This window comes from Parafannyhessea umbonata (assembly GCF_900105025.1).
Lineage (GTDB): Bacteria > Actinomycetota > Coriobacteriia > Coriobacteriales > Atopobiaceae > Parafannyhessea > Parafannyhessea umbonata.
In genome coordinates this window covers 581094-604054 of the sequence record NZ_LT629759.1, presented here as the reverse complement: position 1 = coordinate 604054, position 22961 = coordinate 581094, and the positions used below count along the sequence as shown (strand labels likewise).

Annotated in this window: 21 protein-coding genes; 7 read left to right on the top strand and 14 right to left on the bottom strand. The window is 66.1% G+C overall.

All coding sequences use genetic code 11. The annotated features are described in order from the left end of the window. Positions 1-76 precede the first annotated feature (76 nt). Positions 77-2515 (bottom strand): ferrous iron transport protein B, encoded by a 2439-nt coding sequence (gene feoB, locus BLT96_RS02695; protein WP_229769594.1) that lies wholly within the window; start codon positions 2513-2515, stop codon positions 77-79. A 264-nt stretch (positions 2516-2779) separates the two neighbouring features. On the opposite strand from feoB, the gene BLT96_RS02690 reads away from it, so the two are divergent. Together BLT96_RS02690 and BLT96_RS02685 are read left to right on the top strand one after the other, a co-directional pair. Continuing rightward, a complete protein-coding gene (locus tag BLT96_RS02690) occupies positions 2780-3727 on the top strand; it encodes an L-lactate dehydrogenase (protein ID WP_090861535.1) in 948 nt (315 codons plus the stop codon). Between the two features lie 407 nt (positions 3728-4134). Next, positions 4135-5574, top strand: a complete 1440-nt coding sequence (locus BLT96_RS02685; protein WP_157692122.1) for a L,D-transpeptidase — start codon at positions 4135-4137, stop codon at positions 5572-5574. A 95-nt stretch (positions 5575-5669) separates the two neighbouring features. Here the strand turns inward: BLT96_RS02685 and BLT96_RS02680 are convergent, their stop codons facing one another. The 6 genes from BLT96_RS02680 to BLT96_RS02655 form a co-directional block, all read right to left on the bottom strand. Then, on the bottom strand, positions 5670-6095 hold the full coding sequence (locus BLT96_RS02680) for an amino acid-binding protein (RefSeq protein ID WP_090844266.1): 426 nt from the start codon (positions 6093-6095) through the stop codon (positions 5670-5672). After that, positions 6092-7402 (bottom strand): phenylacetate--CoA ligase family protein, encoded by a 1311-nt coding sequence (locus tag BLT96_RS02675; protein WP_090861531.1) that lies wholly within the window; start codon positions 7400-7402, stop codon positions 6092-6094. The genes BLT96_RS02680 and BLT96_RS02675 overlap by 4 nt, the downstream gene beginning before the upstream one ends. 203 nt (positions 7403-7605) lie before the next feature. Beyond that, positions 7606-8601, bottom strand: a complete 996-nt coding sequence (locus BLT96_RS02670) for an inorganic phosphate transporter (RefSeq protein ID WP_090861528.1) — start codon at positions 8599-8601, stop codon at positions 7606-7608. Next, complete coding sequence (locus BLT96_RS02665; protein ID WP_090861526.1) at positions 8594-9217, bottom strand: DUF47 domain-containing protein; 624 nt, start codon at positions 9215-9217, stop codon at positions 8594-8596. The genes BLT96_RS02670 and BLT96_RS02665 overlap by 8 nt, the downstream gene beginning before the upstream one ends. Positions 9218-9419: 202 nt before the next feature. Then, the gene (locus BLT96_RS02660) at positions 9420-10418 is read right to left on the bottom strand and encodes a CPBP family intramembrane glutamic endopeptidase (RefSeq protein ID WP_090861524.1); all 999 of its coding nucleotides are present in this window, start codon (positions 10416-10418) and stop codon (positions 9420-9422) included. 1 nt (position 10419) lies between these two features. After that, positions 10420-10839: a hypothetical protein gene (locus BLT96_RS02655; RefSeq protein WP_090861522.1), complete on the bottom strand. Its 420-nt coding sequence runs from the start codon at positions 10837-10839 to the stop codon at positions 10420-10422. Positions 10840-11121: 282 nt separating this feature from the next. Between BLT96_RS02655 and BLT96_RS02650 the strand changes: the two genes are divergently transcribed. The 3 genes from BLT96_RS02650 (at position 11122) to BLT96_RS02640 (ending at position 14435) form a co-directional block, all read left to right on the top strand. Next, positions 11122-12201, top strand: a complete 1080-nt coding sequence (locus BLT96_RS02650; RefSeq protein WP_090844284.1) for a 6-phosphofructokinase — start codon at positions 11122-11124, stop codon at positions 12199-12201. Between the two features lie 400 nt (positions 12202-12601). Then, the gene (locus BLT96_RS02645; protein WP_090861520.1) at positions 12602-13579 is read left to right on the top strand and encodes an IS481 family transposase; all 978 of its coding nucleotides are present in this window, start codon (positions 12602-12604) and stop codon (positions 13577-13579) included. Positions 13580-13610: 31 nt separating this feature from the next. Further along, a complete protein-coding gene (locus BLT96_RS02640) occupies positions 13611-14435 on the top strand; it encodes a class II glutamine amidotransferase (RefSeq protein WP_090861518.1) in 825 nt (274 codons plus the stop codon). A 171-nt stretch (positions 14436-14606) separates the two neighbouring features. Here BLT96_RS02640 and BLT96_RS02635 read toward each other — a convergent pair whose 3' ends face one another. Continuing rightward, positions 14607-14885, bottom strand: a complete 279-nt coding sequence (locus tag BLT96_RS02635) for an HPr family phosphocarrier protein (protein WP_090844290.1) — start codon at positions 14883-14885, stop codon at positions 14607-14609. A 254-nt stretch (positions 14886-15139) separates the two neighbouring features. Here BLT96_RS02635 and BLT96_RS02630 point away from each other — a divergent pair, with 254 nt between their 5' ends. Then, positions 15140-16453 carry a coiled-coil domain-containing protein gene (locus tag BLT96_RS02630; RefSeq protein WP_090861515.1) on the top strand — a complete coding sequence of 438 codons (1314 nt, stop codon included), beginning with the start codon at positions 15140-15142 and terminating at the stop codon, positions 16451-16453. Between the two features lie 137 nt (positions 16454-16590). On the opposite strand, the gene queA is transcribed toward BLT96_RS02630, so the two are convergent. Both queA and BLT96_RS02620 read right to left on the bottom strand, forming a co-directional pair. Next, positions 16591-17754 (bottom strand): tRNA preQ1(34) S-adenosylmethionine ribosyltransferase-isomerase QueA, encoded by a 1164-nt coding sequence (queA, locus tag BLT96_RS02625; RefSeq protein ID WP_090861513.1) that lies wholly within the window; start codon positions 17752-17754, stop codon positions 16591-16593. Positions 17755-17915: 161 nt separating this feature from the next. Beyond that, positions 17916-18587 carry an epoxyqueuosine reductase QueH gene (locus tag BLT96_RS02620; protein ID WP_090861511.1) on the bottom strand — a complete coding sequence of 224 codons (672 nt, stop codon included), beginning with the start codon at positions 18585-18587 and terminating at the stop codon, positions 17916-17918. A 66-nt stretch (positions 18588-18653) separates the two neighbouring features. On the opposite strand from BLT96_RS02620, the gene BLT96_RS02615 reads away from it, so the two are divergent. After that, complete coding sequence (locus tag BLT96_RS02615; protein ID WP_090861509.1) at positions 18654-19181, top strand: YbhB/YbcL family Raf kinase inhibitor-like protein; 528 nt, start codon at positions 18654-18656, stop codon at positions 19179-19181. 116 nt (positions 19182-19297) lie between these two features. Here the strand turns inward: BLT96_RS02615 and BLT96_RS02610 are convergent, their stop codons facing one another. The 4 genes from BLT96_RS02610 to BLT96_RS02595 form a co-directional block, all read right to left on the bottom strand. Next, positions 19298-20305, bottom strand: coding sequence for an SPFH domain-containing protein (locus tag BLT96_RS02610; RefSeq protein ID WP_090861507.1), 1008 nt, complete (start codon positions 20303-20305; stop codon positions 19298-19300). Between the two features lie 139 nt (positions 20306-20444). Then, positions 20445-21269, bottom strand: coding sequence for a histidinol-phosphatase (locus BLT96_RS02605; protein ID WP_090861505.1), 825 nt, complete (start codon positions 21267-21269; stop codon positions 20445-20447). A gap of 167 nt (positions 21270-21436) precedes the next feature. Further along, a complete protein-coding gene (locus BLT96_RS02600) occupies positions 21437-21988 on the bottom strand; it encodes a DUF3267 domain-containing protein (protein ID WP_090861504.1) in 552 nt (183 codons plus the stop codon). Further along, positions 21979-22788, bottom strand: a complete 810-nt coding sequence (locus BLT96_RS02595) for a TMEM164 family acyltransferase (protein ID WP_157692121.1) — start codon at positions 22786-22788, stop codon at positions 21979-21981. The genes BLT96_RS02600 and BLT96_RS02595 overlap by 10 nt, the downstream gene beginning before the upstream one ends. Positions 22789-22961: the final 173 nt, after the last annotated feature.

Below are 22961 nucleotides of genomic sequence, written 5' to 3'. Positions count from 1 at the left end.
TGAATTTCTCACTTTCCGACATTCTATACTATGGGAAACCGGGATGCGCCTTCACCTCCGGCGAACGGTCTACCCCCTACGCGAAGCCCAACAGGGCGCCGACCACGTGCACCAAAAGCGCCACGAGGTAGGCGATGCCGCACTGGAACGCGACGATGCCCAGCGCCCAGCGGCCGCCCAGCTCGTGCCTGATGGCCGCGATGGCCGCGACGCACGGGGTGTACAGCAGGCAGAACACCAGAAGCGACACGACGGAAAGCGGCGTGAGCGCGGCCAGAAGCTGCGCGGTGGAGCCAAACAGGACGGACAGCGTCGCGACCACGATCTCCTTTGCCATGAAGCCCGCGATGAGTGCCGTGGTGACGCGCCAGTCGGCAAAGCCCAGGGGCGAGAAGATCGGGGCGATCCAGGTTGCAATGGCCGCCAGGATAGACTCGTGTGCGTCCTTGGCGACCGTTAGTGCCGGCGTGAAGTACTGCAGGAACCACACGACGACGGCTGCCGCGAACACCACGGTGAACGCACGGTGCAGGAAGTCCTTGGTCTTCTCCCACATGAGCATGAGAACGGACTTCGCGCTGGGCAGACGGTAGTTGGGAAGCTCCATCACAAACGGAACGGCCTCGGCCTTGTCGATGGTCTTGTGCGTTATGAGCGCCACGAGCACGCCGACGACGATGCCCGTGAGGTACAGGCAGAGCATCACGAGGCCGCCCTTGCCCGGGAAGAACGCCGCGCTGAAGTAGCCGTAGATTGTGAGCTTGGTGGTGCAGCTCATGAACGGCGTGAGTGCGATGGTGAGCTTGCGGTCGCGCTCGGACGGCAGCGTGCGGGCGGACATGACGGCGGGCACCGTGCAGCCAAATCCCACGAGCATGGGCACGATGGAGCGACCGGACAAGCCGATCTTGCGCAGCAGCTTGTCCATGAAGAACGCGACGCGGGCCATGTAGCCCGTGTCCTCCAGAAGCGAGAGGAAGAAGAACATGGTCACGATGATCGGCGCGATGGGCAGCACCGTGCCGATGGCGTTGAAGATGCCGCCGATCACGAGGGAGTGCAGCACCGGGTTCACGCCGGCGGCCGTGAGGCCCGCGTCCGCCGCTGCCGTGAGCGCGTCGACGCCCGCTGCGACGAGGTTCTGCAGCGCGAGGCCGACGACGTTGAACGTGAGGAAGAACACGGCGCCCATGATGAGCACGAACATGGGGATGGCCGTGTACTTTCCGGTCAGCACGCGGTCGATCTTGCGGCTTCGCTCCAGCTCACGCGAGGCATGCGGCTTCACGACCGCGGCGGACACGATCTTCTCGATAAACGAGAAACGCATGTCCGCGATGGCGGCGGCACGGTCCAGGCCGCGCTCCTCCTCCATCTGGTGCACGATGTGCTCCACGGCGTCGAGCTCGTTCTTGTCCAGCGCAAGGGCCTCCCTCACGTGGGCGTCGCCCTCCACCAGCTTCGACGCCGCAAAGCGCACGGGGATGTTCGCGCGGACGGCGTGGTCCTCTATCAGGTGCATGATCGCGTGCAGGCAGCGGTGCACGGCGCCGCCGTGGTCGCTGGGGTCGCAGAAGTCCTGCCGGCCGGGAAGCTCCTGGTAGCGCGCCACGTGGATCGCGTGGCGCACGAGCTCGTCCACGCCCTCGCCCTTGACGGCGGATATCGGCACCACGGGGATGCCCAGCATGTCCTCCATCAGGTTCACGTCGATCGTGCCGCCGTTGCCCTGGACCTCGTCCATCATGTTGAGGGCGAGCACCATGGGCTTGTCAAGCTCCATCAGCTGCATCGTCAGGTACAGGTTGCGCTCGATGTTCGTGGCGTCCACGATGTTGATGATGGCGTTTGGCTGCTCCTCCAGTATGTACTGGCGGCTCACGAGCTCCTCCGGGCTGTACGGGGAGAGCGAGTAGATGCCCGGCAGGTCCGTCACGTCCGTGTCGGGGTGCCCCTTGATGGCGCCGCTCTTGCGGTCCACCGTAACGCCGGGGAAGTTGCCCACGTGCTGGTTCGAGCCCGTGAGCTGGTTGAAGAGCGTGGTCTTGCCGCAGTTCTGGTTGCCCGCGAGCGCGAAGCGAAGCACTTCTCCCTCAGGCACCGGATGCGAGTGGTCGCTCGTGCGCACGTCCACCTTGTCGGGCAGGCCGTCCTCGCCAAGGCCCGGGTGCCCGATGCTCTTGTGCCGCCCGCTCGCGACGCCGGCCGGCACGGGGCACGCCTCCGTCGTCACGCGAATCTTGCGCGCGTCCGCGATGCGCAGCGTGAGCTGGTAGCCGTGGATGCTGAACTCCATGGGGTCGCCCATGGGCGCGTACTTCTCGAGAGTGATCTGCGCGCCGGGGATGACGCCCATGTCCAAGAAGTGCTGGCGGAGTGCGCCCTCCCCTCCCACGACGGATATGGTGACGGTCTGGCCGATCTCCACGGAGGCGAGCGTGCCCTCCTCGCGCAGGGCCTCGCCGGCCGCGCGCGCGGGCGCAGATCCGCTATCTGACATGCCGATGCCTGACATGATGTGCCTTTCGATAGTTAACTTAATCTTACAAAGCATACAACATCTGGCGGGAGCCAACGCGTGTGCGCCCATGTCGCACATTCGCGGTCGCGGATAGGTGCGCAGGCGAGAAAAACGGACGTCCTCAGGCGCACGTGTCAAGTACAATCGTACGAGGTGACAGGCCCAATCCGCCAATGGCAAATTTGAACTCCTCGCCCACAGCTCCTCCACCCAACTTCACAATAGGAACAAAAAGCAACCTTCGGGAGGGGTGGAGCCATGACGCAGCTAGCACGAAAGGTCGTAATCATCGGAGCCGGAAACGTGGGAAGCCACGTGGCCATGAACCTCATGGTCGGCCAGTACGCAGACGAAATAGTGTTCCTGGACATCAACGATGCCACGGCGAACGCGCAGGTGGAAGACCTGAAGGACATGCTCACGGCCACCAGGCGCCACGTGCACATCCGCGTGGGCACCTACGACGACTGCGCGGACGCAAGCTTCATCGTGATGACGGCCGGCCGCAGCCGCCGCCCCGGAGAAACGCGCCTCCAGATGCTCTCCAGCACGTTCTCGATCCTGGGCAGCATCGTCGAGCCCATCGCGAAGTCCGGCTTCTCCGGCTTCCTCATCTGCGTGTCCAACCCCGCGGACGTCGTGGCGGAGTACTTCTACCGCAAGCTCGACCTCCCACGCGCCAGGGTGTTCAGCACCGGAACGTCGCTCGACACCGTCCGCCTCAGGCGCCACATCGCGAGCATCGTGGACGTCGACCGCGACCAGGTGGAGGCGTTCTGCATGGGCGAGCACGGCGACTCCTCGTTCATCCCGCGCACGCACGTCTCCATCGGCGGCATCGGCATAGAGGAGTACCTCCGCAGCCACCCGCAGCTCGCGGACAAGCTCGACTACGCCACGCTCACGGAGACCGTCCACACCTCCGGCGGCCGCATCGTCGCCGGCAAGGGCTCCACGGAGTTCGGCATCGGCTCCGTCGTCGCCGTGCTCATCGCGTCCATCCTCCACAACGAGCGCCTCGTGACGCCGCTCTCCGTCCACCTCGAGGGCGAGTACGGCGAGAAGGACGTGTCCGTTGGCGTGCCGTGCATCCTCGGGCGCAACGGCATCCAAGAGATCCTCCCGCTCGAGCTCTCGCAGGACGAGAAGGACGCCATGCACTCCTCCTGCAACGTCATCCGCGAGGCGTTTGCAAGCATCGAGTAGCCCTGGCCCGCGCCCCCGCCCGCCACTACCTGACAGAAGTCGAACCTGTCAGATAGTGGCGGGTTTTTATATGACCAGATCCACCACTATCTGACAGAAGCCAAATCTGTCGGATAGTGGTGGATTTTGGCGCGAGAAAGCCCCCTCGGCATGCGAAATTCGCCCCACTACCTGACAGAAGCCGAACCTGTCAGGTAGTGGGGCACTTTGCCGTGTGCGAACCCACCACCATCTGACAGAAGCCGAACCTGTCAGATGGTGGGGTGCCCCGTCGTGTGCGCGCAGCGCTTTTCTGCCCACAGCGCGCACGAAAGCGCCCCATCGTCTAGAATTCTTCCAGCTACCTGCAGGGCAGAGGCCCCCGGCCGCGCCAGCCCCCATCGCACCCAAACACGCGAGGAGTCGCCTTGACCCAACCCACGTCCGCAAAGCACGCGCGCAAGACCAAACCCGCAGCCAGCGCGACCACCAAGCCCGCCACGAGTCGCAGGAAGGCGATCCCACTCCTCGCGCTCGGCGTTGCAGCGGCCCTGGTCGCGGGCCAGGTCGCGGGTGCAAGCTACTACGGTTCGCACTTCGTGCCCGGCACCACCGTAAACGGCGAGGACGTGTCCAACCTGACGGAGGCGCAGCTCGCGCAGCAGGTCGCGGCAAAAGCCGCATCCTGGAAGACGACCGTCGCCGGCCAGGGCCTCACCCTCGCCATCGGCGCCGATGACATCGACCTGGACGTCAGCCCCGCCAACTACGCCCGCCATGCGAAGTCCCAAACCGACGCCGCCTCGTGGGCGCTCGACCTCGCGCACCCCAGGCACCTCACGGTGTCCAAGACCGTCAGCTACAACAAGGAGAAGCTCGACGCCCTGGTCGACGCCGCCGTCCAGGCGCACAACCAGAACGCGACGCCGCCCAAGAACGCCTGGTGCACCCTTAACAAGAAGACGTCCACGTTCGAGGTCACGCAAGAGGCCCTCGGCACGGCGCTGGACGCAAGCGTCGTAAAAGCGCAGGTCGAGAAAGACGTCGTGCGCCTCGCCTCCAAGGTCTCCCTCAACCGCGACGCGCTCCTTCGCCCGCAGCTCACGAGCAGGGACGCCGGCCTTCGGAAGGCCGTTGACACGGCGAACGCGTACGCCGACCACGCCGTCACGCTCACGAAGGACGGCAGGCCCCTCGCAAAGCTCGACAAGAAGACGGTTGCCACCTGGGTGCGCGTGGGCGACGACCTGTCCGTGAGCCTCGACCAGGGCGCCATCGCCCAGTGGGCGAACGACTCCCTCGCGAAGAAGGTCGCAAAGTCCGACGAGGAGCATGACTACGCCATCGACGCCGCCTCGCTCGCGGCATCCGTCGCGGATGCCGTCCAAGGCGAGAAGAACGGCTCCCTCGAGGTTCCCCTCACCGTCACCGCCACCCGCCCTGCGCAGACGCCCGGCCACGAGGGTCGCGGGCGCCACATAGACCTGAACCTCTCCACCCAGTACGCGCGCTTCTACGACAAGGACGGCTCGGTCATCTGGCGCTCGTACTTCGTGAGCGGCAACACGTCCGAGGGGCGCGGCACCCCCACGGGAACGTTCAAGATCAACGCGAAGCGTACGAACGAGACGCTCATCGGCGCGGACGAGGACGGCGACGGCGAGCCCGACTACAAGAGCCACGTCACGTACTGGATGCCGTTCGTCGGCAACGCCGTCGGTCTGCACGACGCCAACTGGCGCTCCGCGTTCGGCGGCTCCATCTACTCCTACGCGGGAAGCCACGGCTGCGTGAACCTTCCCCCGCAGGCGGCGCGCGAGCTCTACGGCCTCGTCAAGGCCGGCGACACCGTCTACGTCCACTCGTAACGCGCTCGCAGCACGCCCGCGCGTCCGCACGCCCCTAGCCACGCGCGGTGCGCGCCGCGGGCCCTCAGCCGCATGCGGCGCGCACCGCCGCTTCCCTACAGCTCGGCTTGGGTCAGCACCCTGAAGCCGGCCTCCTCCAGCTTGAAAACGGCCTTCGACGCCTCCGCCGGCACGCGAATCTTCAGGATGTCCACGGCGCGGTCGCCGGACGTGCTGAAGCAGTAGCCGTACTCCACGGGGATGTCCAGATCGTCCAACACGCCCAAAAGCTCCGCCAGGCCGCCGGGCCTGTTGGGCACCTCGATGGCGGCCACCTTCGTGACCATGGCGCGATAGCCCTTCTCGTCCAGATAGTCGCGGGCACGCTGCGCGTCGTCGCACACGATGCGCACGACGCCGTACTCGGGCGTGTCGGCTATGGTGAGGGCCAACATGTCGATGCCCGCGGCCGCTATGTCGCGGCAGAGCTTCGCGAGCCTGCCCTCGGAGTTCTCCAGGAAGACGGTGAGCTGGTCGATCATTTCAGGTTCTCCCCCCTCAGGTCCACGATGCGCTTTGCCTTGCCCTCGGAGCGCGATATCGACATGGGCTCCACAAGGCGCACGCGGATGCCAACGGACAGCGCCGTCTTGAGCGCGCCCTGGATCTGGCGCTGCAGCTCCTCGATGGCGCCGGTCGAGTCGATATCAAAGTCCGGGTTCGCCTCGACCTTCAGGGTCGCGACGTCCAGGTAGTTCTTCGTGGTAAGCTCGATCTGGTACCACGAGGATACCTGCTCGAACGTCTTCATCACGTTCTCTATCTGGCTGGGGAACACGTTTACGCCGCGAATGATGAGCATGTCGTCCGTGCGGCCCTGCAGGCGGTCGATGCGACGGTGCGTGCAGCCGCACGGGCACGCGCCCGGCAGGATGCGCGTGATGTCGCGCGTGCGGTAGCGCACGACGGGGCTCGCCTCGCGGTCGAGCGTCGTCACCACGAGCTCGCCCCACTCGCCGTCGGGCAGCACCTCGCCGGTCGCGGGGTCGATGACCTCGCAGAAGAAGTGGTCCTCAGCGATGTGGAGTCCGTCCTGCTCAAGGCACTCCACGGCAAGGCCGGGGCCACCGGTCTCCGTAAGGCCGTAGATGTCGAGCACCTTGTAGTCCAGCTTGCGCTCAAGCTCGCGGCGGAAGTTGTCGCTGAACGCCTCCGCGCCGTGGATGCCCACCTTCAGGCTGAACTCCTTTGAGGGGTCGATCCCCATGGCAAGCGCGGTGTCCGCGATGTGCATGGCGTAGCTGGGCGTGCACTCCAGCACCGTGGAGCCCATCTCGCGCAGCACGCGAATCTGACGCTCCGTGTTGCCGGCGCTTATGGGGATGACGGTCGCGCCGGAGTGAAGCGATCCGTAGTGCGCGCCCAGGCCACCCGTGAACAGGCCGTAGCCATAGCAGATCTGGCACACGTCGTCCGATCCCAGCCCCGCAAAGCGAAACGCGCGAGAAAAGCAGTCCGCCCAGGCCCTGAGGTCCGCCTCGGTGTACGCCGCCACGGTGGCGACGCCCGTCGTGCCGGAGGACATGTGGATCTCCTTCACGTCGCCCCTGGGCACGCCGACCATGTCATACGGGTAGTTGTCGCGCAGATCCTGCTTCGTCACGAGCGGCGCGCGCCTTATGTCGTCCAGGTCGCGGATGGCATACGGGTCAAAGCCCGCCTCGTCAAAGCTCTTGTGGAAAAAGGGAATGTCCTCGTAGCAGTGGATCGCGGTCTTCCGGATGCCCCCCACCTGAGTCGACGCGATCCTATCGCGCGACATCGTGAGGACGTCTTCCTGTGTGCTCATGAACAACCCCTTGCGGCGCTCTGCGCCATCGATGCCAAGCCAACAGGAACATAGTATCTGCAACCGGTTTCCATGCCGTTACCAACGCCCGGATGCGCAAATCGCCCCGCGGGCGGCAGGCGCGCGGGGCGAGAAAACCGTTCGGTTCTGATTGTGCGGCAAGCGGGGCGCAAGCGCTTCTCGCCCGGCGCGTGTCCTTTTGGCTAGGCGAGGATGAGGCCGATCACGAACGCGCAGCAGCCGCCGAGCAGGATCGTCGCGGGCAGCGTCACGAACCACGCGCCAATGATCTTGCGGGCGACGCCCCAGCGCACGGAGCTGCGACGACGGGCGGAGCCGGCGCCCATGATGGACGTGGTGATGACCTGCGTCGTGGAGACGGGGGCGCCGAGCGCGGTCATGGTCTCGATCGCGATGGCGGAGGACGTCTCGGCCACGAAGCCGATGACGGGGTTCAGCTTCGTCACGCCGTCGCCCACGGTGCGCATGATGCGGCCGCCGCCGATGGAGGTGCCGAGGGCCATGGTGCACGCGCACATGATCTTGACCCACACGGGGATGCCGGCCGCGGGGTTCGCGAGCCCGGCCGTCACGAGCGCCAGGGTGATGATGCCCATGGTCTTCTGTGCGTCGTTGTTGCCGTGGCTGTACGCCATGAACGCGGCAGAGAGAATCTGCATCCTGTGGAACAGCCAGTTGGCCTTCATGGGGTGCCAGTTGGCAAACAGCTCGAACATGAGCTTCATGATCACGTAGCCCAGGGCCATGCCGATGAGCGGGGACGTGAACAGCGGGATGACGACCTTGTCGAGCACGCCCTCCCACTTGACGTGGCGCACGGAGTGCGTGAACACGATCGTCGCGCCGATGAGGCTGCCGATGAGCGCGTGCGAGGACGAGCTTGGGATGGAGCGCCACCACGTGAAGAGGTCCCACAGAATGGCGCCCAGAAGCGCCGCGAGAATCACGTAGAGCTCGAGCTTGATGTCCACGATGCCCGCCGCGATGGTCATGGCGACCTTCTCGCTCATGAACGCGCCGACGAAGTTCATGGTGGCGGACATGAGGATGGCGACGCGCAGGGGAAGCGCCTTGGTGTACACCGTCGTCGCGATGGCGTTCGCGGTGTCGTGGAAGCCGTTGATGAACTCGAAGACCAAGGCGGCCCCGAGCACGCAGACGAGAAGGGCGCTAACCATTTTTCACAATGACATTCTGAATCTCGTTGGCCACGTTCTTGCAGGCGTCCAGCGTGTTCTCCATCTTGTCCAGCAGGCTCTTCCACTTGAGAATGTCCACGGTGTGGAGGTCGGAGCGGAAGATGGCCGCAAGACCGTCGCGGTAAACGACGTCTCCCCTCTCCTCGGCGTCGTTTGCGGCCTTCGTCTCCTTCAGGAGGGACTCGTCCTTCTTGAAGTCCGGGAACTTCGCGAACGCGTGGTCGAGGTCGAGGGTCGCCTCGAGGATGAGCTTCGCCATCTCGATGGCCTCGGGACGCATCTCGTCGATGTCGTAGAGCTTGAAGCGGGCAGAGACGTTCTCGAGCCCGTCGACGATGTCGTCCATCTTGAGCGCGAGCGCGCTGATGTCCTCGCGGTCGAACGGCGTGATGAACGAGGAGTTCAGGGTGGTGATGATCTTGCTGACCATCTCGTCTCCCCTGGTCTCGAACTCCTTAATCTCCGGAATGCGGTACGAGAGCTTATCGTAGTTCTCGACGATCTCCAGGAAGAGCTCAGAGGCCTCGGAGGTCATCTTGCTGAACTCCTGGAACATGAGGAAGAACGCGTCTTCCTTGCGACTTACACGACTCATGCTGTCAGTAGCCTTTCACGACGCCACGCGGCAGCGCTACGAGCACTCGCTCCAACGGGCGAAACCAGATTGCAAGCTGCATGTTAGCAGAACGTAATGAAATGTAGCTGCCACTGACCTAAAAATGCGGTGTGGGCACGTCACGCGCATGTCTTGCATCTTTCTTGCGCGCGTCGCGCGCGGCGCAAGGGGCGCAGGCAGCTCAGCGCCCCCTTTCGCCACCAGGCTCCACATCATGTTCCTGAGCTGCGGTTTTCTTCATATGCGCAGGTACGTGCGACATTGCCGCGGGCGGCGGCAAAGGCTCGTCTGCCCACGGCCGCGCGCACGCGCCCTCGCACTTTCCGCCCGCGTCGCTCATCACGAAACCGCCATGATGCGGCTGCGAAAGCGCCCTGGTGCGACGGACGGCCTGCCACAGGGACGGCAGGTACAGCACGCAGAGGACCGCATACAACACGATGGAGCTCATGGCCTCCTCGCGGCCGGACGACACGTAGTTGGTACTGAGACCCTCACCGAAGAGCGCATACGGGATGACCATGATCGAAAAGTCGTCGAGCGCGTGGAACAGGATGGCGCCCGTGAGGTTGTCGTCCTCCACGACCGCGGCGGAGAGCACGGCACCGTAGATGCCGGTCTGCGCCACCTTGAGCGCGGCCTGGGCAAGCTCGAGCGGGCTTGCGTAGTTAAGCCCCGCCCAGTCGATGTGGAGCGCCCCGAAGTAGACGGACGAGACGGCTATGCACGCCCACAGGGCGCCGCGGCTGCGTCCGAAGCGCGACAGCAGGCCGCCAAGCAGCACGCCGCGCACGTAGCACTCCTCGTAGATGCCTATGCACAGGCAGAACACCACGTAGTACGCCACGTTTTGCGCCCAATGGGGCGAGAAGCGCGCGGTGTCCGACGCATAGCCCACCACCTGAGTGCAGGTGAGGGCAAGGCTTATGGCGAGGATGGGCCACGCGAGCCGCCAGACGTTTTGGAAGGACGCGCGCGACGGGACGAGCATGCGCCGGCCACCCAGAAGGCAGACGGCCACGGCCATGTACAGGGCGGACGCGACCTCGAGCGAGAGGTTCTCGTCGAGGTGCAGACGCGATATGAGCAGGTAGACGAGCCCCTGGAACACAGGCGCAAACGCGGCGACCACGAGGGCTGCCGCGAACCTGCCACGCCGGCGCCGGCCACGGGCCGCCACGCTACGCCCTCCCGGCCGAGCCGAGCTCGGCGAGCACGGCCTGGACCCGCGCCCGGGCACGCCTCACGTCCGCGCGGGCGTCCTCGATGCGGGACTGTACGAAGAGGTCCGTTATGGAGTTGTCGAACACGATGTCGAACAGTTCGAGCATGTCGCTTCGCCTGAGGTCCACCCCCGTGACGCCCGAGCAGTCACGCAGCTCGCGGGCAAACGCCTCGAGGTCGCGCTGCGCGCGCTCCACCGCCTTTGAGGCACCGTCCAGGCGCGAGCGCTTCACGAGGCTCGTGAGGATGCCGCCGCCCAGGATGTCGAGCAGGCCCCAGTTGCGCGCGCTGTCAAGCTGGTCCGCCGCCTCGTCCAGACTCTGGAGAGCGCGTGTGCCCGCGGCGCGGGCGCGCTCGAGTCTTGTGTCCGATGTCATGGTGCACCTCCGAATGCAGGGCGAGCGCGGGGGCGGCGCTTCTCGCCCAAGCACCCCGCAGACAACTGTCAAAGTGAAGCCTACCCGTAATGCGGCGCAAAGACACCTGCAAGGCTACCATTTGTGAACGAGTGCGCAATCTGGCGCGCGACGCGGCCGCGACGTGCCAAAATCTAGGGTGGCTGGGGCTGTGGGCACCCTTTGCGCGGCACCGCCGACAAATGGTAGTTGGGAGCGCGTCCCAACTTGGGCCGCATCCCAACCAGGCTAAGGGGGAAATCCATGCTGAGGATCGGACTGCTCACGAGCGGCGGCGACTGCCAGGCGCTGAACGCGACCATGCGCGCCATTGTGAAGACCGTGTACAACAACACGAAGGAGGACGTGGAGGTCTACGGCTTCAAGGACGGCTACCAGGGGCTCATCTACGGTCGCTACCGCAAGATGGACTGGGGCGACTTCAGCGGCATCCTCACGATGGGCGGCACCATCCTGGGCACGAGCCGCACGCCGTTCAAGCGCATCGACACGCCGGAGGCGGACGGGGTCGAAAAGGTCCCCGCGATGAGGAAGAACTACAAGGCTCTCAAGCTGGACTGCCTGTTCGTGCTGGGCGGCAACGGCTCCACGAAGACGGCGAACCGTCTGCGCGAGGAAGGGCTGAACGTCATCTGCCTGCCAAAGACGATCGATAACGACACGTTTGGCACGGACATCACGTTTGGCTTCACGAGCGCCATCGATGTGGCGACGCGCTGCATCGACGACATCCACACGACGGCAAGCTCGCACGGACGCGTGTTCGTGATCGAGATCATGGGCCACAAGGTGGGCTGGATTCCCCTGTACGCCGGCGTCGCGGGCGGTGCGGACGTCATCCTCATCCCCGAGATTCCCTACAAGATGGACAACGTGGTCAAGGCGATCGAACGGCGCGAGAAGAACGGCGGCAGGTTCTCGATCATCGTGTGCGCGGAGGGGGCCATCTCGCAGGAGGAGGCCGCCATGCGCAAGAAGGACTACAAGGCGAAGATCGCGCAGCGCGTGAAGCCTTCCGTCGCGTACGACATCGCGGAGGAGGTCGCGGGCCGCACCGGCAAGGAGGTGCGCGTGGCCGTTCCCGGGCACACCCAGCGCGGAGGCCAGCCGGACGCCCAGGACCGCATCTTTGCGACGCAGTGCGGCGTCGAGGCGGCGCGCGGCTTCCTGGAGGGGAAGTTTGGCTACATGATCGCCAAGGTTGGCGGCAAGATGTGCCGCGTGCCGCTTGAGGACATCGCGGGCAAGCTGAAGTACGTCGACCCCAAGAGCGACCTTGTGCGCGAGGCCCGCATGCTCGGCATCAGCTTCGGAGACGAGTAGCAAAGGACCCTGCGCGCACCGCGCGCCGGACACGCAACCCATAGGGCCCCTTGCGCATTGCCATGCCAGGCGTGCGCAAGGGGCCCTTTTTCTCTCACGCCGCCACGCTTGCCAACTTGAGGACTTTGTAAACCATTGCGCGCGAAGGAACCGCATTGGGTAACATAGCCGGCAGGCAACGGCGGGTAGGCCCGCCACATTTCGTTGGAAGGAGAGGGACATGACGTGTACGTGCCATGGCACCACGAGCGGCAGCGACGCCGCATGTCGCCGCGCCGCCCTTCTCGCCCGGCGCGCCTAGGTGTTGTGTGCCAACAGGTTGTTGACACATGACGTGACAAAAGGGGAGGACTCCCCCAAGCTGTGACTTGTCGAAGGTTGCAGCGAGAGGAGCCCCCCCTTGTTCCAGCATTCTAACTCACGGCTCACGCCCCGCGGGCGGCAGAGGCTCGTCGAGCGCGTCCGCGCCGGCGAGAGCGTGTCCGCCGTCGCCCGGGAGGCGGGCGTGAGCAGGCAGACGGCCCACAAGTGGATCGCGAGGGCCGAGGCGGGCGAGCCGCTGTCGGACCGCCGCAGCCGCCCCTCGCGCCTCGCGAGGCTCACGCCCCCCGACGTCGAGGCGAGGGTCGTGGGGGCCCGCCGCGCCCGCCTGCTCGCCCCGCTCGCCCTCGCCGCCGAGACCGGGGTGCCCGCACGCACCTGCGCCAGGATCGTCGCGCGCAACGGCCTGCCGCGCCTGGCCGACGTCGACCGCGTGACCGGCGAGCCCAGGAGGCGCGGCCCCGTGACCCCGCGCCGCTACGAGAGGGAGAGGCCCGGCGAGCTCGTGCACGTGGACGTAAAGAAGGTCGCGAGGGTCCCCGACGGCGGCGGCTGGAGGGCGCGCGGCGCCGACGCCCTGCGCCACGCCGACTCTGGGGCGGGCACCGCCTGCCTGCACGTGGCGGTCGACGACAGGAGCAGGGTGGCCTACGCCGAGCTGCTCGGCGACGAGCGCAAGGAGACCTGCGTCGCGTTCATGGGTCGCGCCCGGGACTTCTACCGCGGCCTCGGCGTCGAGGTCGAGCGCGTGATGACCGACAACGGGCCGGGGTACCGCTCTCGGCTGTTCAACGAGTGGCTCGCGGCGTCCGGCATCGAGCACAGGTACACCAGGCCCTACAGCCCCTGGCAGAACGGGAAAGTGGAGCGAATGAACAGGACGCTCGCGCAGGAGTGGCAGTACGCGCGCGCCTACGCGAGCGAGGGTGAGAGGGCGGCAGCCCTCTCACCCTTCATCGACCGCTACAATTGGGCCAGGCCCCACGGCGCCTGCGGCGGCCTCCCGCCGATGTCACGCATCGTCGGTGTAAACAACGTCATGGCACACAACACCTAGGCGCGCGACTTCCAACGTAAGGAGCACAAGCATGTGCGAGCTGTTTGCCCTCAACGCGGAGGGCCCCGTCAATACCAACGCCTACCTGCGCGAGTTCTTCTCGCACAGCGTGAACCACCCCCATGGCTGGGGCATATCCTGGCGCGACGGCGACCCGTTTGACGACGCGTCCGTCACCCTCGTGCGCGAGGGCAGGCGCGCCATAGACTCTGACCTCAACTGGAAGATCCTGGGCTCCCCCATCGAGAAGAGCCACGTCCTCGCCCACATACGCTATGCCACGGGCACTGACATGGCCGAGCGCAACTGCCATCCGTTCAGGACGGTCGACATGTCCGGCCGCCAATGGACGCTCATCCACAACGGCATCCTGTTCAACGAGGGCCTGACCTTTCCCTACGAGGGCCGCACCGAGGGCGAGACCGACAGCGAGCGCATGGCGGCATTTCTGACGGACGTGCTGGACGAGGCATTGCTGCGCGGAGCCGAGCCCACGTTCGACACGCGCTTCGAGGCACTGACCGGCGCCGTGACGCAACTGGCCAACCGCAACCGCGTGAACATCATCCTAGACGACGGCGAGTACACCTACGTGCACACGAACACGTCAAAGTGCACGCTGTTCTATCACTCGTTTACGGACGAGAGGGGCGGAAGGGCCATCGTCGTGAGCACGACGTGCCTTGGCGGCCACGCCGAGGAGGAGGAATGGAAGCCCGTGCCCGCGAACCGCCTGATCGCGCTTCGCGACGGCCGCCTGGTGAGGACGTCCGCGCCGCACGGCTACCGCTTCTGCGAGACGATCCTGGAGCTGCAGCGCAAGATGGGTGTGCGCCCGGAGGACTTCGTGGCGTAAGGCCCATGCGTTAAGCCGCAAGGCGACGGGGTTGGGAGCCGCCCTTCTCGCCTTTGGACAGCCTTGCCGCCCTTGGCCAAATCCGGCACAGGGAACGGGGCCCGGTCGGAGGAATCCGGACCAGGCCCCGCGATCATGCGGAAGGTTGTGTGACCTTGGGCAGCGCAGGCGCTACTCGAAGAGGTTGGCGTCGCCGTCCTTGATGCCGAGGAGGGCGCCCAGCGCCTCGTTCTCATCCGCACCGTCGCAGGTGATCTCGACCTTGGTGCCGGTGCCGAGGCCAGCGGCGAGAATCATCATGATGGACTTGGCGTTGACGGGAGCGGAGCCCTTGTCAAGATCCTTGATGGTGACGGCGCACTGGTACTGCTTCGCAACCTGCACGAACTGAGAAGCGGGACGAGCGTGGAGACCGGTGGGGCTGACGATAGAAACTTGCTTGGAAACCATAACGCACTCCTTTAGGTCTGACGGGGGAAGGGCTGGAAGCCCTGTCCAATTGATGCCTTGCCTGAAGATTATAGTAACAAAGAATACATTTGGAATGGTCATTGGATGCCAAAATGTGTCGGTACGCGCATGCAAGCACCCCGTTGCGCTGGTTAGACCTAGAATTTAGCCCTAGAATATTCTGAATCGCCACCACAGACCCACAGACCGGCGCGAGGCATAGGAGCACGCCGGCTCACGCAAGGAGAGACCCCATGGCAAAGCCGCACGACCACACCGACACGAAGTCCGCCGAGGGCAGGGCCCCGAAGGACGAGGGGCTCGAGTATCCCGGCGCGGTGCCCGTGGCGGCAGACGAGCTGGACGTGATAAGCGGCAAGGACCTAGACAGACAGCGTGCGAAGTCTCGCAGGGAAGGGGGCTCCGACGCGGCGGGCGCGGACTCCGAGAACCCCCTCAAGGGCGGTTTTGGCGCCATCAGGCAGGTGCGTGCCGCGGCGAAGCGCCGCGCGGAGGCCCATGACAAGGTGAGATCGCTCAAGGCGGAGCTTGATGAGAGCCAGAAGGTCCTGGACCACCGCACCAAGATAGAGGCGGACTACGAGAAGATCGTGGCCGCCCAGAACGAGGCGCTTTTGGTGCAGGGGCAGACGTCCGCACGCGCCCAGGCCGTGATCGACCAGCAGTCCGCCGAGAAGGCCGACCTCGAGGGACGGCTCGCCCAGATGAAGGCCGAGCACGAGGAGCAGCTGAGACCATACCGCGAGCTGATGGAGTCCACGAAGGGACGCGCGGACGACGCCGCGAAGACGCTCGCAGACGCGAAGCGCCAGGCGAAGGCGGCCGACCAGCAGCTGGGAGAGGCAACGAAGCGGCGCGAGCAGAGCATGGCCTCCGCTAACCGCTCCGTCGACAACTCGCAGGAGCGCCTGCGCAAGGCCGAGGGCGAGCTCGACGCGCTGAAGGCGGACTCGAACGCCTCCCCCGCCGTGGTGCAGAAGAAGCAGAGCGACATCGTGGCCGAGCGCGCGCACCTGGACGCGGCGCGCGCGGACCTGGAGCGCGTCACGAGCGAGTGCAAGCAGTTGGTCGACGGCGCGCAGGCGAACCTCGCCGCGCAGAGACGTGCGCTCGAGAGCGCCGAGACGGCGGCCGACGTGGCAAAGCGCGAGGCGGACGAGCACCGCGAGGAGTACGAGCGCCTGTACAACGCCGCTCTCGCGAGCGAGAAGGAGCTGTCCGACGAAATCGCGAAGCGCGACCGCGCCATCGCATCCGCCGGCAAGGAAAAGCAGGATGCGGACGCACGCCAGGCCGAGGCGCAGAAGCTGCTGGACGAGGCGACGGAGATACACGCGACGCCCGAGGTGAGCGCGGAGCTTGCGCACACGATCGCCCAGGGTCGCCAGGAGCTCGAGGAGCGTATGAAGTCTGCCCAGAAGCTCGCCCACGAGGAGAAGCACCTGCGCGAGGCAACGAGGAAGCAGCGCTTCCTGTTCATAGGCGCGATCGTGCTGGCGTTGGTCCTCGTGGCACTTGTGGCGACGTTCGTGATGAGGACGCTCTAGGCGGATGCGCGCGACGTGGCACAACGCGACTCCGAAAGCATTGGATACGAAAAAGCGGGCCCCCATCGCAGGTGATGGGGGCCCGCATCCTTAGGCATGGGAAGGCGGGACGGAAGGTCCCGGGGTCGCGACGACGGCTACACCATGAGCATGGCGTCGCCAAAGCTGAAGAAGCGGTACTTCTCGGCGATTGCCGCCTGGTAGGCGGCCATGATCTGCTCGCGCGTGGCGAACGCGGAGACGAGCATCATGAGGGTCGAGCGCGGTACGTGGAAGTTCGTGACCATGGCGTCGACCACGTGGTAGGTGGAGCCAGGCATGAGGTAGAGGTTCGTGGTGGCGTCGCGGCGCTCGACGATGTCTCCCCTGCCAAGCTTCCTCGCGGAGTCAGGCGCATCCTCGAAGCGACGCGCTACGCACGCGGGCTCCCACGCGGGCACATTTGCGTCGAACGCGCTCTCGAGCGAGCGGACGGACGTGGTACCGATGGCGATGACGCGGTGCCCCGCGGCCTTCGTGGCGTGCACGGCGTCCACGACGTCCTGGCTCACGTGATAGCGCTCCGTGTGCATGACGTGCTTCGTGGGGTCGTCCTCCTCCACCAGGCGGAACGTGTCGATACCGACCTCGAGCTCCACGGTCTTCCACTGCACGCCCATGTCCTCGATCCTGCGGATGAGCTCCGGCGTGAAGTGCAGGCCCGCCGTGGGCGCCGCCGCGGAGTGCTCCTCGTGCATGGCGTAGACCGTCTGGTACTTCTCCGGGTCGCCGTCGTACTGCGTGATGTAGGGAGGCAGAGGCACGTGTCCCGCCTTGTGGATGGCCTCGTCCAGCGTGAGGCCCTCCGCCGGCTCGAAGCGCACCAGGCGGCCGCCGCGGCTTTCGTCCACGTAGTCCACGACCTCGCCCGTGAGGACGACGGGCCAGCTCATGGGCGCGTGGATGCCGCCCTCGCGGTACTCGATGACGGCGCCCTGCTTCAGGCGCTTGCCGGGCTTCACCAGGCACTCCCACACGTGGCCCATCACGTCCAGGTCCTCGCGGCGCTTCAGCAGCAGCGTCTCGCTCACGCCGCCCGTGCCGCGCTTGTGCCCCATCAGGCGCGCCGGCATGACGCGCGTCTTGTTCGCGACGATGAGGTCGCCCGGCTCCAGGCAGTCAACGATGTCGTAGAAGTGCCGGTGCTCGACGGACCCGTCGTCGCGGTGCAGAACGAGCAGCCTGCACGAGTCGCGCGGCTCTGCCGGCTCCTGTGCGATGAGCTCCTCGGGAAGGTCGTAGTCAAAGTCGTCTGTGCGCATGCGTATCCCCGCATCCCTCGCGCGCGGCCTTTCCGAGCTCGCGCGCATCGCGTGTTCCAACAGCCGCCCATGATAGCGCGCCATGTCGCAGGCGCGCATGACGCGGGCGAACGTTCAGCACAAAAGCGGAGAAGGACGGGCGCTCGTGGCAGCAGCACGCCCTAGCCGGGCAGGTACTCCGGCCTGGGAGGCAGCTCGCGGCCCTCTCGCCGGGCCGCCTTCGCGGCCTTGCGCCAGTCGCGCGCCTCGTGGCGCTCAAGGGCCGCCTCCGCAGCGGAGAAGCGGCAGCCGCAGTAGTTCTGCCGGTACATGCCAAGCGCCCGGGAGTCGTCCACGGACTCCGGGTAATGCGGGCGGAAGTCGCGCCACACCGGCGTGATGCCGTACGCGGCCGCGAGCGAGACGAGCTCGTCGTGACAGGCGTCGAACAGCTGGTACGGCGACACGGCAAGCGTCGTAGACACAAAGCGGAAGCCCCGCTCGCGCGCGACGCGGCAGCTTTCCGCCAGCCTCACGGCATAGCACGCCCTGCACCTGCGTTCGCGGTCAAGGCCCTTGGGGGCGACGCCCTTCTCCCATGCGTCGCGGTCGTCCGCCGCGACGATCACGTCCACGTGCGCGACGTCGCGCGCCCATGCCACGAGCACCGCGAGGCGCCGGTCGTGCTCGCGGATGGGCTGGATGTTGGGGTTAGACCAGCAGATGGTGGGCTCGAAGCCCTCCTGTCGCAGGTATTTGACGGGCTCGAGCGAGCACGGTCCGCAGCACGCGTGCAGAAGGAGCGGCGTGCGCCCGGCCGCCGCGTCCGATGCCGCCCGAGAGTGTCCGTCCATCCGCATGCCCCCCATGCTCGCCTGACGCTAGTAAGATGAGAGCATACGCCAACGATGGGAGGCAGCATGGACATCAGGGTTGGGCTCGACAAGAACGGCATGGTTCCGGACCGCTACGCGAAGTACGCGGACGCAGCGCACCTGTACGCTCAGACGCCGACGACGTCGTTTCCCTTCGAGGTGGCGGGCATACCGCAGCAGGCGCGCTCGCTTGCGATCGCGTTCACGGACTACGACTCCATCCCCGTGTGCGGCTTCACGTGGATCCACTGGGTCGCGGCAGGAATCGACGCCTCGTTCGCGCGCGACGGGCGGCTCTCCTTCCCGGAGGACGCGTCGAACCTGGGGTCGTTTGGCATGGTGCAAGGCAGAAACTCATCCGCAAGCAGGCTCGTGGGCAGCTCTGACCCGCTGCTGACCTGCCGATACAACGGCCCGCAGCCACCTGACAGGGACCACGTGTACACGCTGAGGGTCTTTGCGCTGGACGTTATGCCCGATCTGTGCGAGGGCTTCTGGGCAAACGAGCTCGTACATGCGATGCGCGGCCACGTGATCGAGTGGGCCGAGGCGAACCTGCCCGCACGGGCGTAGCACGAAGCACGGAGCGCGCGCACGGAAAGGGCCGGGCGAGAAGGGCTGGCCTTCTCGCCCGGAGGCGCGGTGCCATGGCGCGCGGCCATGGCACCCACTAATGTGTGCGGCGCCAGCTACCTGTGAGACTTTGCGGAGCCGGCGTGGCCGCCCTTGCCGGCGTCGCCCCAGCCCTCCGAGCCGCTCCTGCGGTACGGGTCGACAGGCGCCTGCGGGGTGCCGGCGGGACGCGGCGCGTTCTGGGCGGCCACGACCTGGTCGAACATGCTCGACGTCTGGCCGAAGTCGCTGGGGAGCACCACGGTCGAGGGACCCTTTGCGGCGTACTGGTTCATCATGTCGATCCACTGGGTGAACTCGAACAGGCGGTTGGCCTCGCCCTCGTTCATCTCGGCACCCTTGATGGTGTCGATGGACTCCTTGATGCCGCGGGCGATGGCGATGCGCTGGTCCGCGATGCCCTTGCCCTCCGCCGCCATGGCCTCCGCCTTTGCCTGAGCCGCGATGACCGTCTTGGCGCGCGCGGCCTCGGCGTCGTTCTTGGCGGACTCCAGGTTGTTCTTGGACGCGATGATGTGGTTCATGGACTCCTGGACCTCGCCCGGGAGCTTGATCCGCGTGATGAGCGTCGTCACGAGCACGTAGCCGTAGTCGCGCATCTTGGCGGCCACCACCTCGTCGATCGCGTGTGCGATGGCGTCCTTCTCGCTGAACACCTCGTCCAGCGTGCGCGCGGGAATCTGCGAGCGCAGGGCGTCCGCGAGGTAGTCCTGCATCTGGCCGACCGGGTCCTGCAGGGTGTAGAAGCTCTTGTAGACGCCGGACTCCTGGCGGGCGTCCATGTCGTGCGAGTCCACGTGGTACTGGATGGAGACGTCGAGCTCGATCGTGACGTTGTCGCTGGTCTTGGCGTCAAACGTCATGTGCTCGTCCTCGGTCATGAGGCTGACGTCGTGCGTCACGTCGATGAAGGGCACCTTGACGTGAAAGCCGGGACCAGCAAATCCGTGAAAGCGCCCCAGGCGCTCGATGATGGCCACGTGCTGCTGCCGCACGACGTACCCCGTGGAGAGCACGATGGCCACGATGACAACCACCAGAATGACGGTGCCGATGAAACCCATGTCGGTTCCTTTCACTCGTGCCGGCGACCACCGCCAGCAAGTGAGTGAGGAATACCCCAAACGAGGGCTTTATATACAGCTTCGAGGGCACGTTGCGGGCACGCCGCGCGGCTTTTCTCGCCCACGCGAAATGCAGCCGCTAGTAAAGGCCGTCGAGCGCGACCTGGCGCACCTCGACCTTGCCCTGGGCATCGTGGGCAAGGTAGTTGACGTGCGTGAAGCCGCAGTCGATGGCCGTGCGAACCGCGACGTCGAAGCCGCCGTCGAGGAGCTCCTTCTGGTGCGCGTCCGAGCTGATGAGGATCTGGCCACCGAAGTCGTGAAGAGCGCGCAGCAGCTCGCGACGCGGGTAGAGCTCCGCCTTGCGGCCGCGGTTGACGGCGCCGCAGTTGATCTCGAACGGAACGTCCTTTCCCACCAGGTACTCCATGGCCTCGAGTGCCGGCGCCGTGTAGCGCGGGTCAGACTCGTCCAAGAAGTGCGCCTCGTCGTTGAAGCGCGTCACCAAATCGAAGTGGCCGACCCACGTGCATTGCAGGCGGTCGTACACCCTGGCCTCGAGGTCAAAGTACGCGCGGGCGAGCGCGTAGTAGTCATCCGCAAAGAACTCGTGGCACAGGCGGCGCATGTCCTGGACGCTACTGTCAACGGAGAGTGGGACCTCTGAGTCGACGTCCAGGAAGTGCGTGGAGCCGATGACGTACTCCGCGCCCGGACAGCACGCGGGATCGTAGACGTTGTCGAGCTCGACGCCGAGGAGGATGTCGATGCGCTCCGCATACGCGGACTGGAGACGCCGGACCTCCGCCACGTAGGCGGGCCAGTCCATGTGGATGTCAGGATCCATGTGCCCGGAGAAGCCCAGATGCTCGAAGCCCTTGGCGATGGCCTCGCGCACGACGTCCTCCGGCGTATCCGATCCGTCGCACATCGAGGTGTGGGTGTGGTAGTTGCACCTGAGCATGGAACCTCCCTGAGGGTCTCCTGGACCGAGCGCCCGCCGCGGCATCATGGGTCGCCACGCGGGCTTGCGGTCATGCTAGCAAAGATTGCTCATAGGAGAAGTGCGGCGGCCTCGCGCGTTACGAGGTGCAAACGCTGGCGGGGCCATCTCGACTCCCCCGGGGTCCGCTACTCCTCCGAAAGCAGGTCTACCCCCGCAGGAGAGTCTCGCACGAAGGTCGCAGCCGGCGTGAGGGCGATGATGCGCACCATGTCGAGGTCTCCCGTGCATCCCGCCAGGTGGAACGCGCCGCCCAGGAGCGCGAACAGCGGGGCGTGCCATACGCATCCCGCCAGCACGAACAGCGCCGTGACCACGACGGATGGCGCAAGCAGCACCGCCATGAAGCGCCCACGGGGAAGCACCGCGCCATTTGCAGAGGTATAGAGCATGAAGTCCTTGATGCCAAAGCTCACGTGGACGTCGCTCGAGCCCAGGATCACGAAGGCCGCGGCATGCACCAGCTCGTGCACGGGAAGCGCGACGGCCGACGCCACCACAAGGCCCAGCACCCAGCCCGGGCCCACAGGCTCAAGCACGTGCCTGCCAGACGCGAGTGACACGAGCCACAGCACGAGGGCGATTGCCGCACCCGCGCCCATGATCGCCCACGACGCGGAGACCATGGCATGCTGTACGTCCGCGTCTTTCAGCACGTTGACCGTGCCAATCACGCGCATGGGTGACCGCCCCCTCGGTTTGGCAGGGCAAGCCCCCGACGGCGGCCCTTCTCGCGCTGTCCGCCCTTCTCCCCTTGCGCGGCCGCAGACCACAAGCTTGCCCACCGGTTGAGCGCAAGCGCCGCCACGCAGAAGCAGAGCGCGTATGGCAGCAGATACAGGGGATCGCCCAGCGCGTCGTACCACCACTCGATCGGCGTGCCATACGCCGGTCCGCTCACGAAGCCGTAGTTCGAGCCCAAGAGCGCGTTGAACCACCTGAAGAAGAGCACGTAGGCCGCCACGAACGCGAGGCTCACTCGCACGTCCCGAAGGCGGAAGCGGCCGCGGCCCTCGCGCACGGCGCACCACGAGACGGCAAATATCAGCGCGTGCTCCATGAACCCGCAGGCCACGGGCCACGTGTAGGGCGGGCACGCCAGCCAGCCGGGAAAGAGCATCGCCGCCATGCCGCCCATGAGGCCCAGCGTCAGCAGCAGCTCCCGGCAGGCGTGGCTCGGCCTTATGGAGTAAGCCAGGCACAGGTACTCGGCAAAGTTGCAGAAGTGAAGCGGCCACCAGGCCTTCGTGAAGGTGTGCGAGAAGATCATGAGCGCGTCCTCGCTGGCCAGAAGTGACAGCATCACCACCGATGCCGCAAGGAGCACGAGCCTTGGCCGGCGCGCACGCGCGTGCGCGCGCTCCACCAGGGCGACGACCCCGGCGCACGCGACGAGCCACGCCAGGTGCGCCGTCCCAAGCAGCGGAAAGCCGCCGGAGCTCAGCAAAAGCGGTTGCGCCGTGAACACGCCGTACGCCATGGCTGGCCTCCTTCCCGGCGGGCGTCCCGCCCAAAGGCAGCCGCCCTTCTCGCCCATGCGCCGCGTGCGCGCACCGCACGCACGCCCCGGTCACTAGCATACCCACCTGCGCCGCCGCGAGACCTGCGCCGCCGCGAGCCTTGTGCGATAATCGAGCAGTTACGAGTGCCGCC

Excerpts from the sequence above, each read along its gene's own strand:
- BLT96_RS02655 (WP_090861522.1), bottom strand. The coding sequence starts at position 10,839 with ATGACATCGGACACAAGACTCGAGCGCGCCCGCGCCGCGGGCACACGC.
- BLT96_RS02595 (WP_157692121.1), bottom strand. The coding sequence starts at position 22,788 with ATGGCGTACGGCGTGTTCACGGCGCAACCGCTTTTGCTGAGCTCCGGC.
- BLT96_RS02670 (WP_090861528.1), bottom strand. The coding sequence starts at position 8,601 with ATGGTTAGCGCCCTTCTCGTCTGCGTGCTCGGGGCCGCCTTGGTCTTC.
- BLT96_RS02635 (WP_090844290.1), bottom strand. The coding sequence starts at position 14,885 with ATGGTTTCCAAGCAAGTTTCTATCGTCAGCCCCACCGGTCTCCACGCT.
- queA (WP_090861513.1), bottom strand. The coding sequence starts at position 17,754 with ATGCGCACAGACGACTTTGACTACGACCTTCCCGAGGAGCTCATCGCA.
- BLT96_RS02615 (WP_090861509.1), top strand. The coding sequence starts at position 18,654 with ATGGACATCAGGGTTGGGCTCGACAAGAACGGCATGGTTCCGGACCGC.
- BLT96_RS02605 (WP_090861505.1), bottom strand. The coding sequence starts at position 21,269 with ATGCTCAGGTGCAACTACCACACCCACACCTCGATGTGCGACGGATCG.
- BLT96_RS02665 (WP_090861526.1), bottom strand. The coding sequence starts at position 9,217 with ATGAGTCGTGTAAGTCGCAAGGAAGACGCGTTCTTCCTCATGTTCCAG.
- BLT96_RS02600 (WP_090861504.1), bottom strand. The coding sequence starts at position 21,988 with ATGCGCGTGATTGGCACGGTCAACGTGCTGAAAGACGCGGACGTACAG.
- feoB (WP_229769594.1), bottom strand. The coding sequence starts at position 2,515 with ATGTCAGGCATCGGCATGTCAGATAGCGGATCTGCGCCCGCGCGCGCG.
- BLT96_RS02675 (WP_090861531.1), bottom strand. The coding sequence starts at position 7,402 with ATGAGCACACAGGAAGACGTCCTCACGATGTCGCGCGATAGGATCGCG.
- BLT96_RS02640 (WP_090861518.1), top strand. The coding sequence starts at position 13,611 with ATGTGCGAGCTGTTTGCCCTCAACGCGGAGGGCCCCGTCAATACCAAC.
- BLT96_RS02620 (WP_090861511.1), bottom strand. The coding sequence starts at position 18,587 with ATGGACGGACACTCTCGGGCGGCATCGGACGCGGCGGCCGGGCGCACG.
- BLT96_RS02680 (WP_090844266.1), bottom strand. The coding sequence starts at position 6,095 with ATGATCGACCAGCTCACCGTCTTCCTGGAGAACTCCGAGGGCAGGCTC.
- BLT96_RS02610 (WP_090861507.1), bottom strand. The coding sequence starts at position 20,305 with ATGGGTTTCATCGGCACCGTCATTCTGGTGGTTGTCATCGTGGCCATC.
- BLT96_RS02630 (WP_090861515.1), top strand. The coding sequence starts at position 15,140 with ATGGCAAAGCCGCACGACCACACCGACACGAAGTCCGCCGAGGGCAGG.
- BLT96_RS02690 (WP_090861535.1), top strand. The coding sequence starts at position 2,780 with ATGACGCAGCTAGCACGAAAGGTCGTAATCATCGGAGCCGGAAACGTG.
- BLT96_RS02650 (WP_090844284.1), top strand. The coding sequence starts at position 11,122 with ATGCTGAGGATCGGACTGCTCACGAGCGGCGGCGACTGCCAGGCGCTG.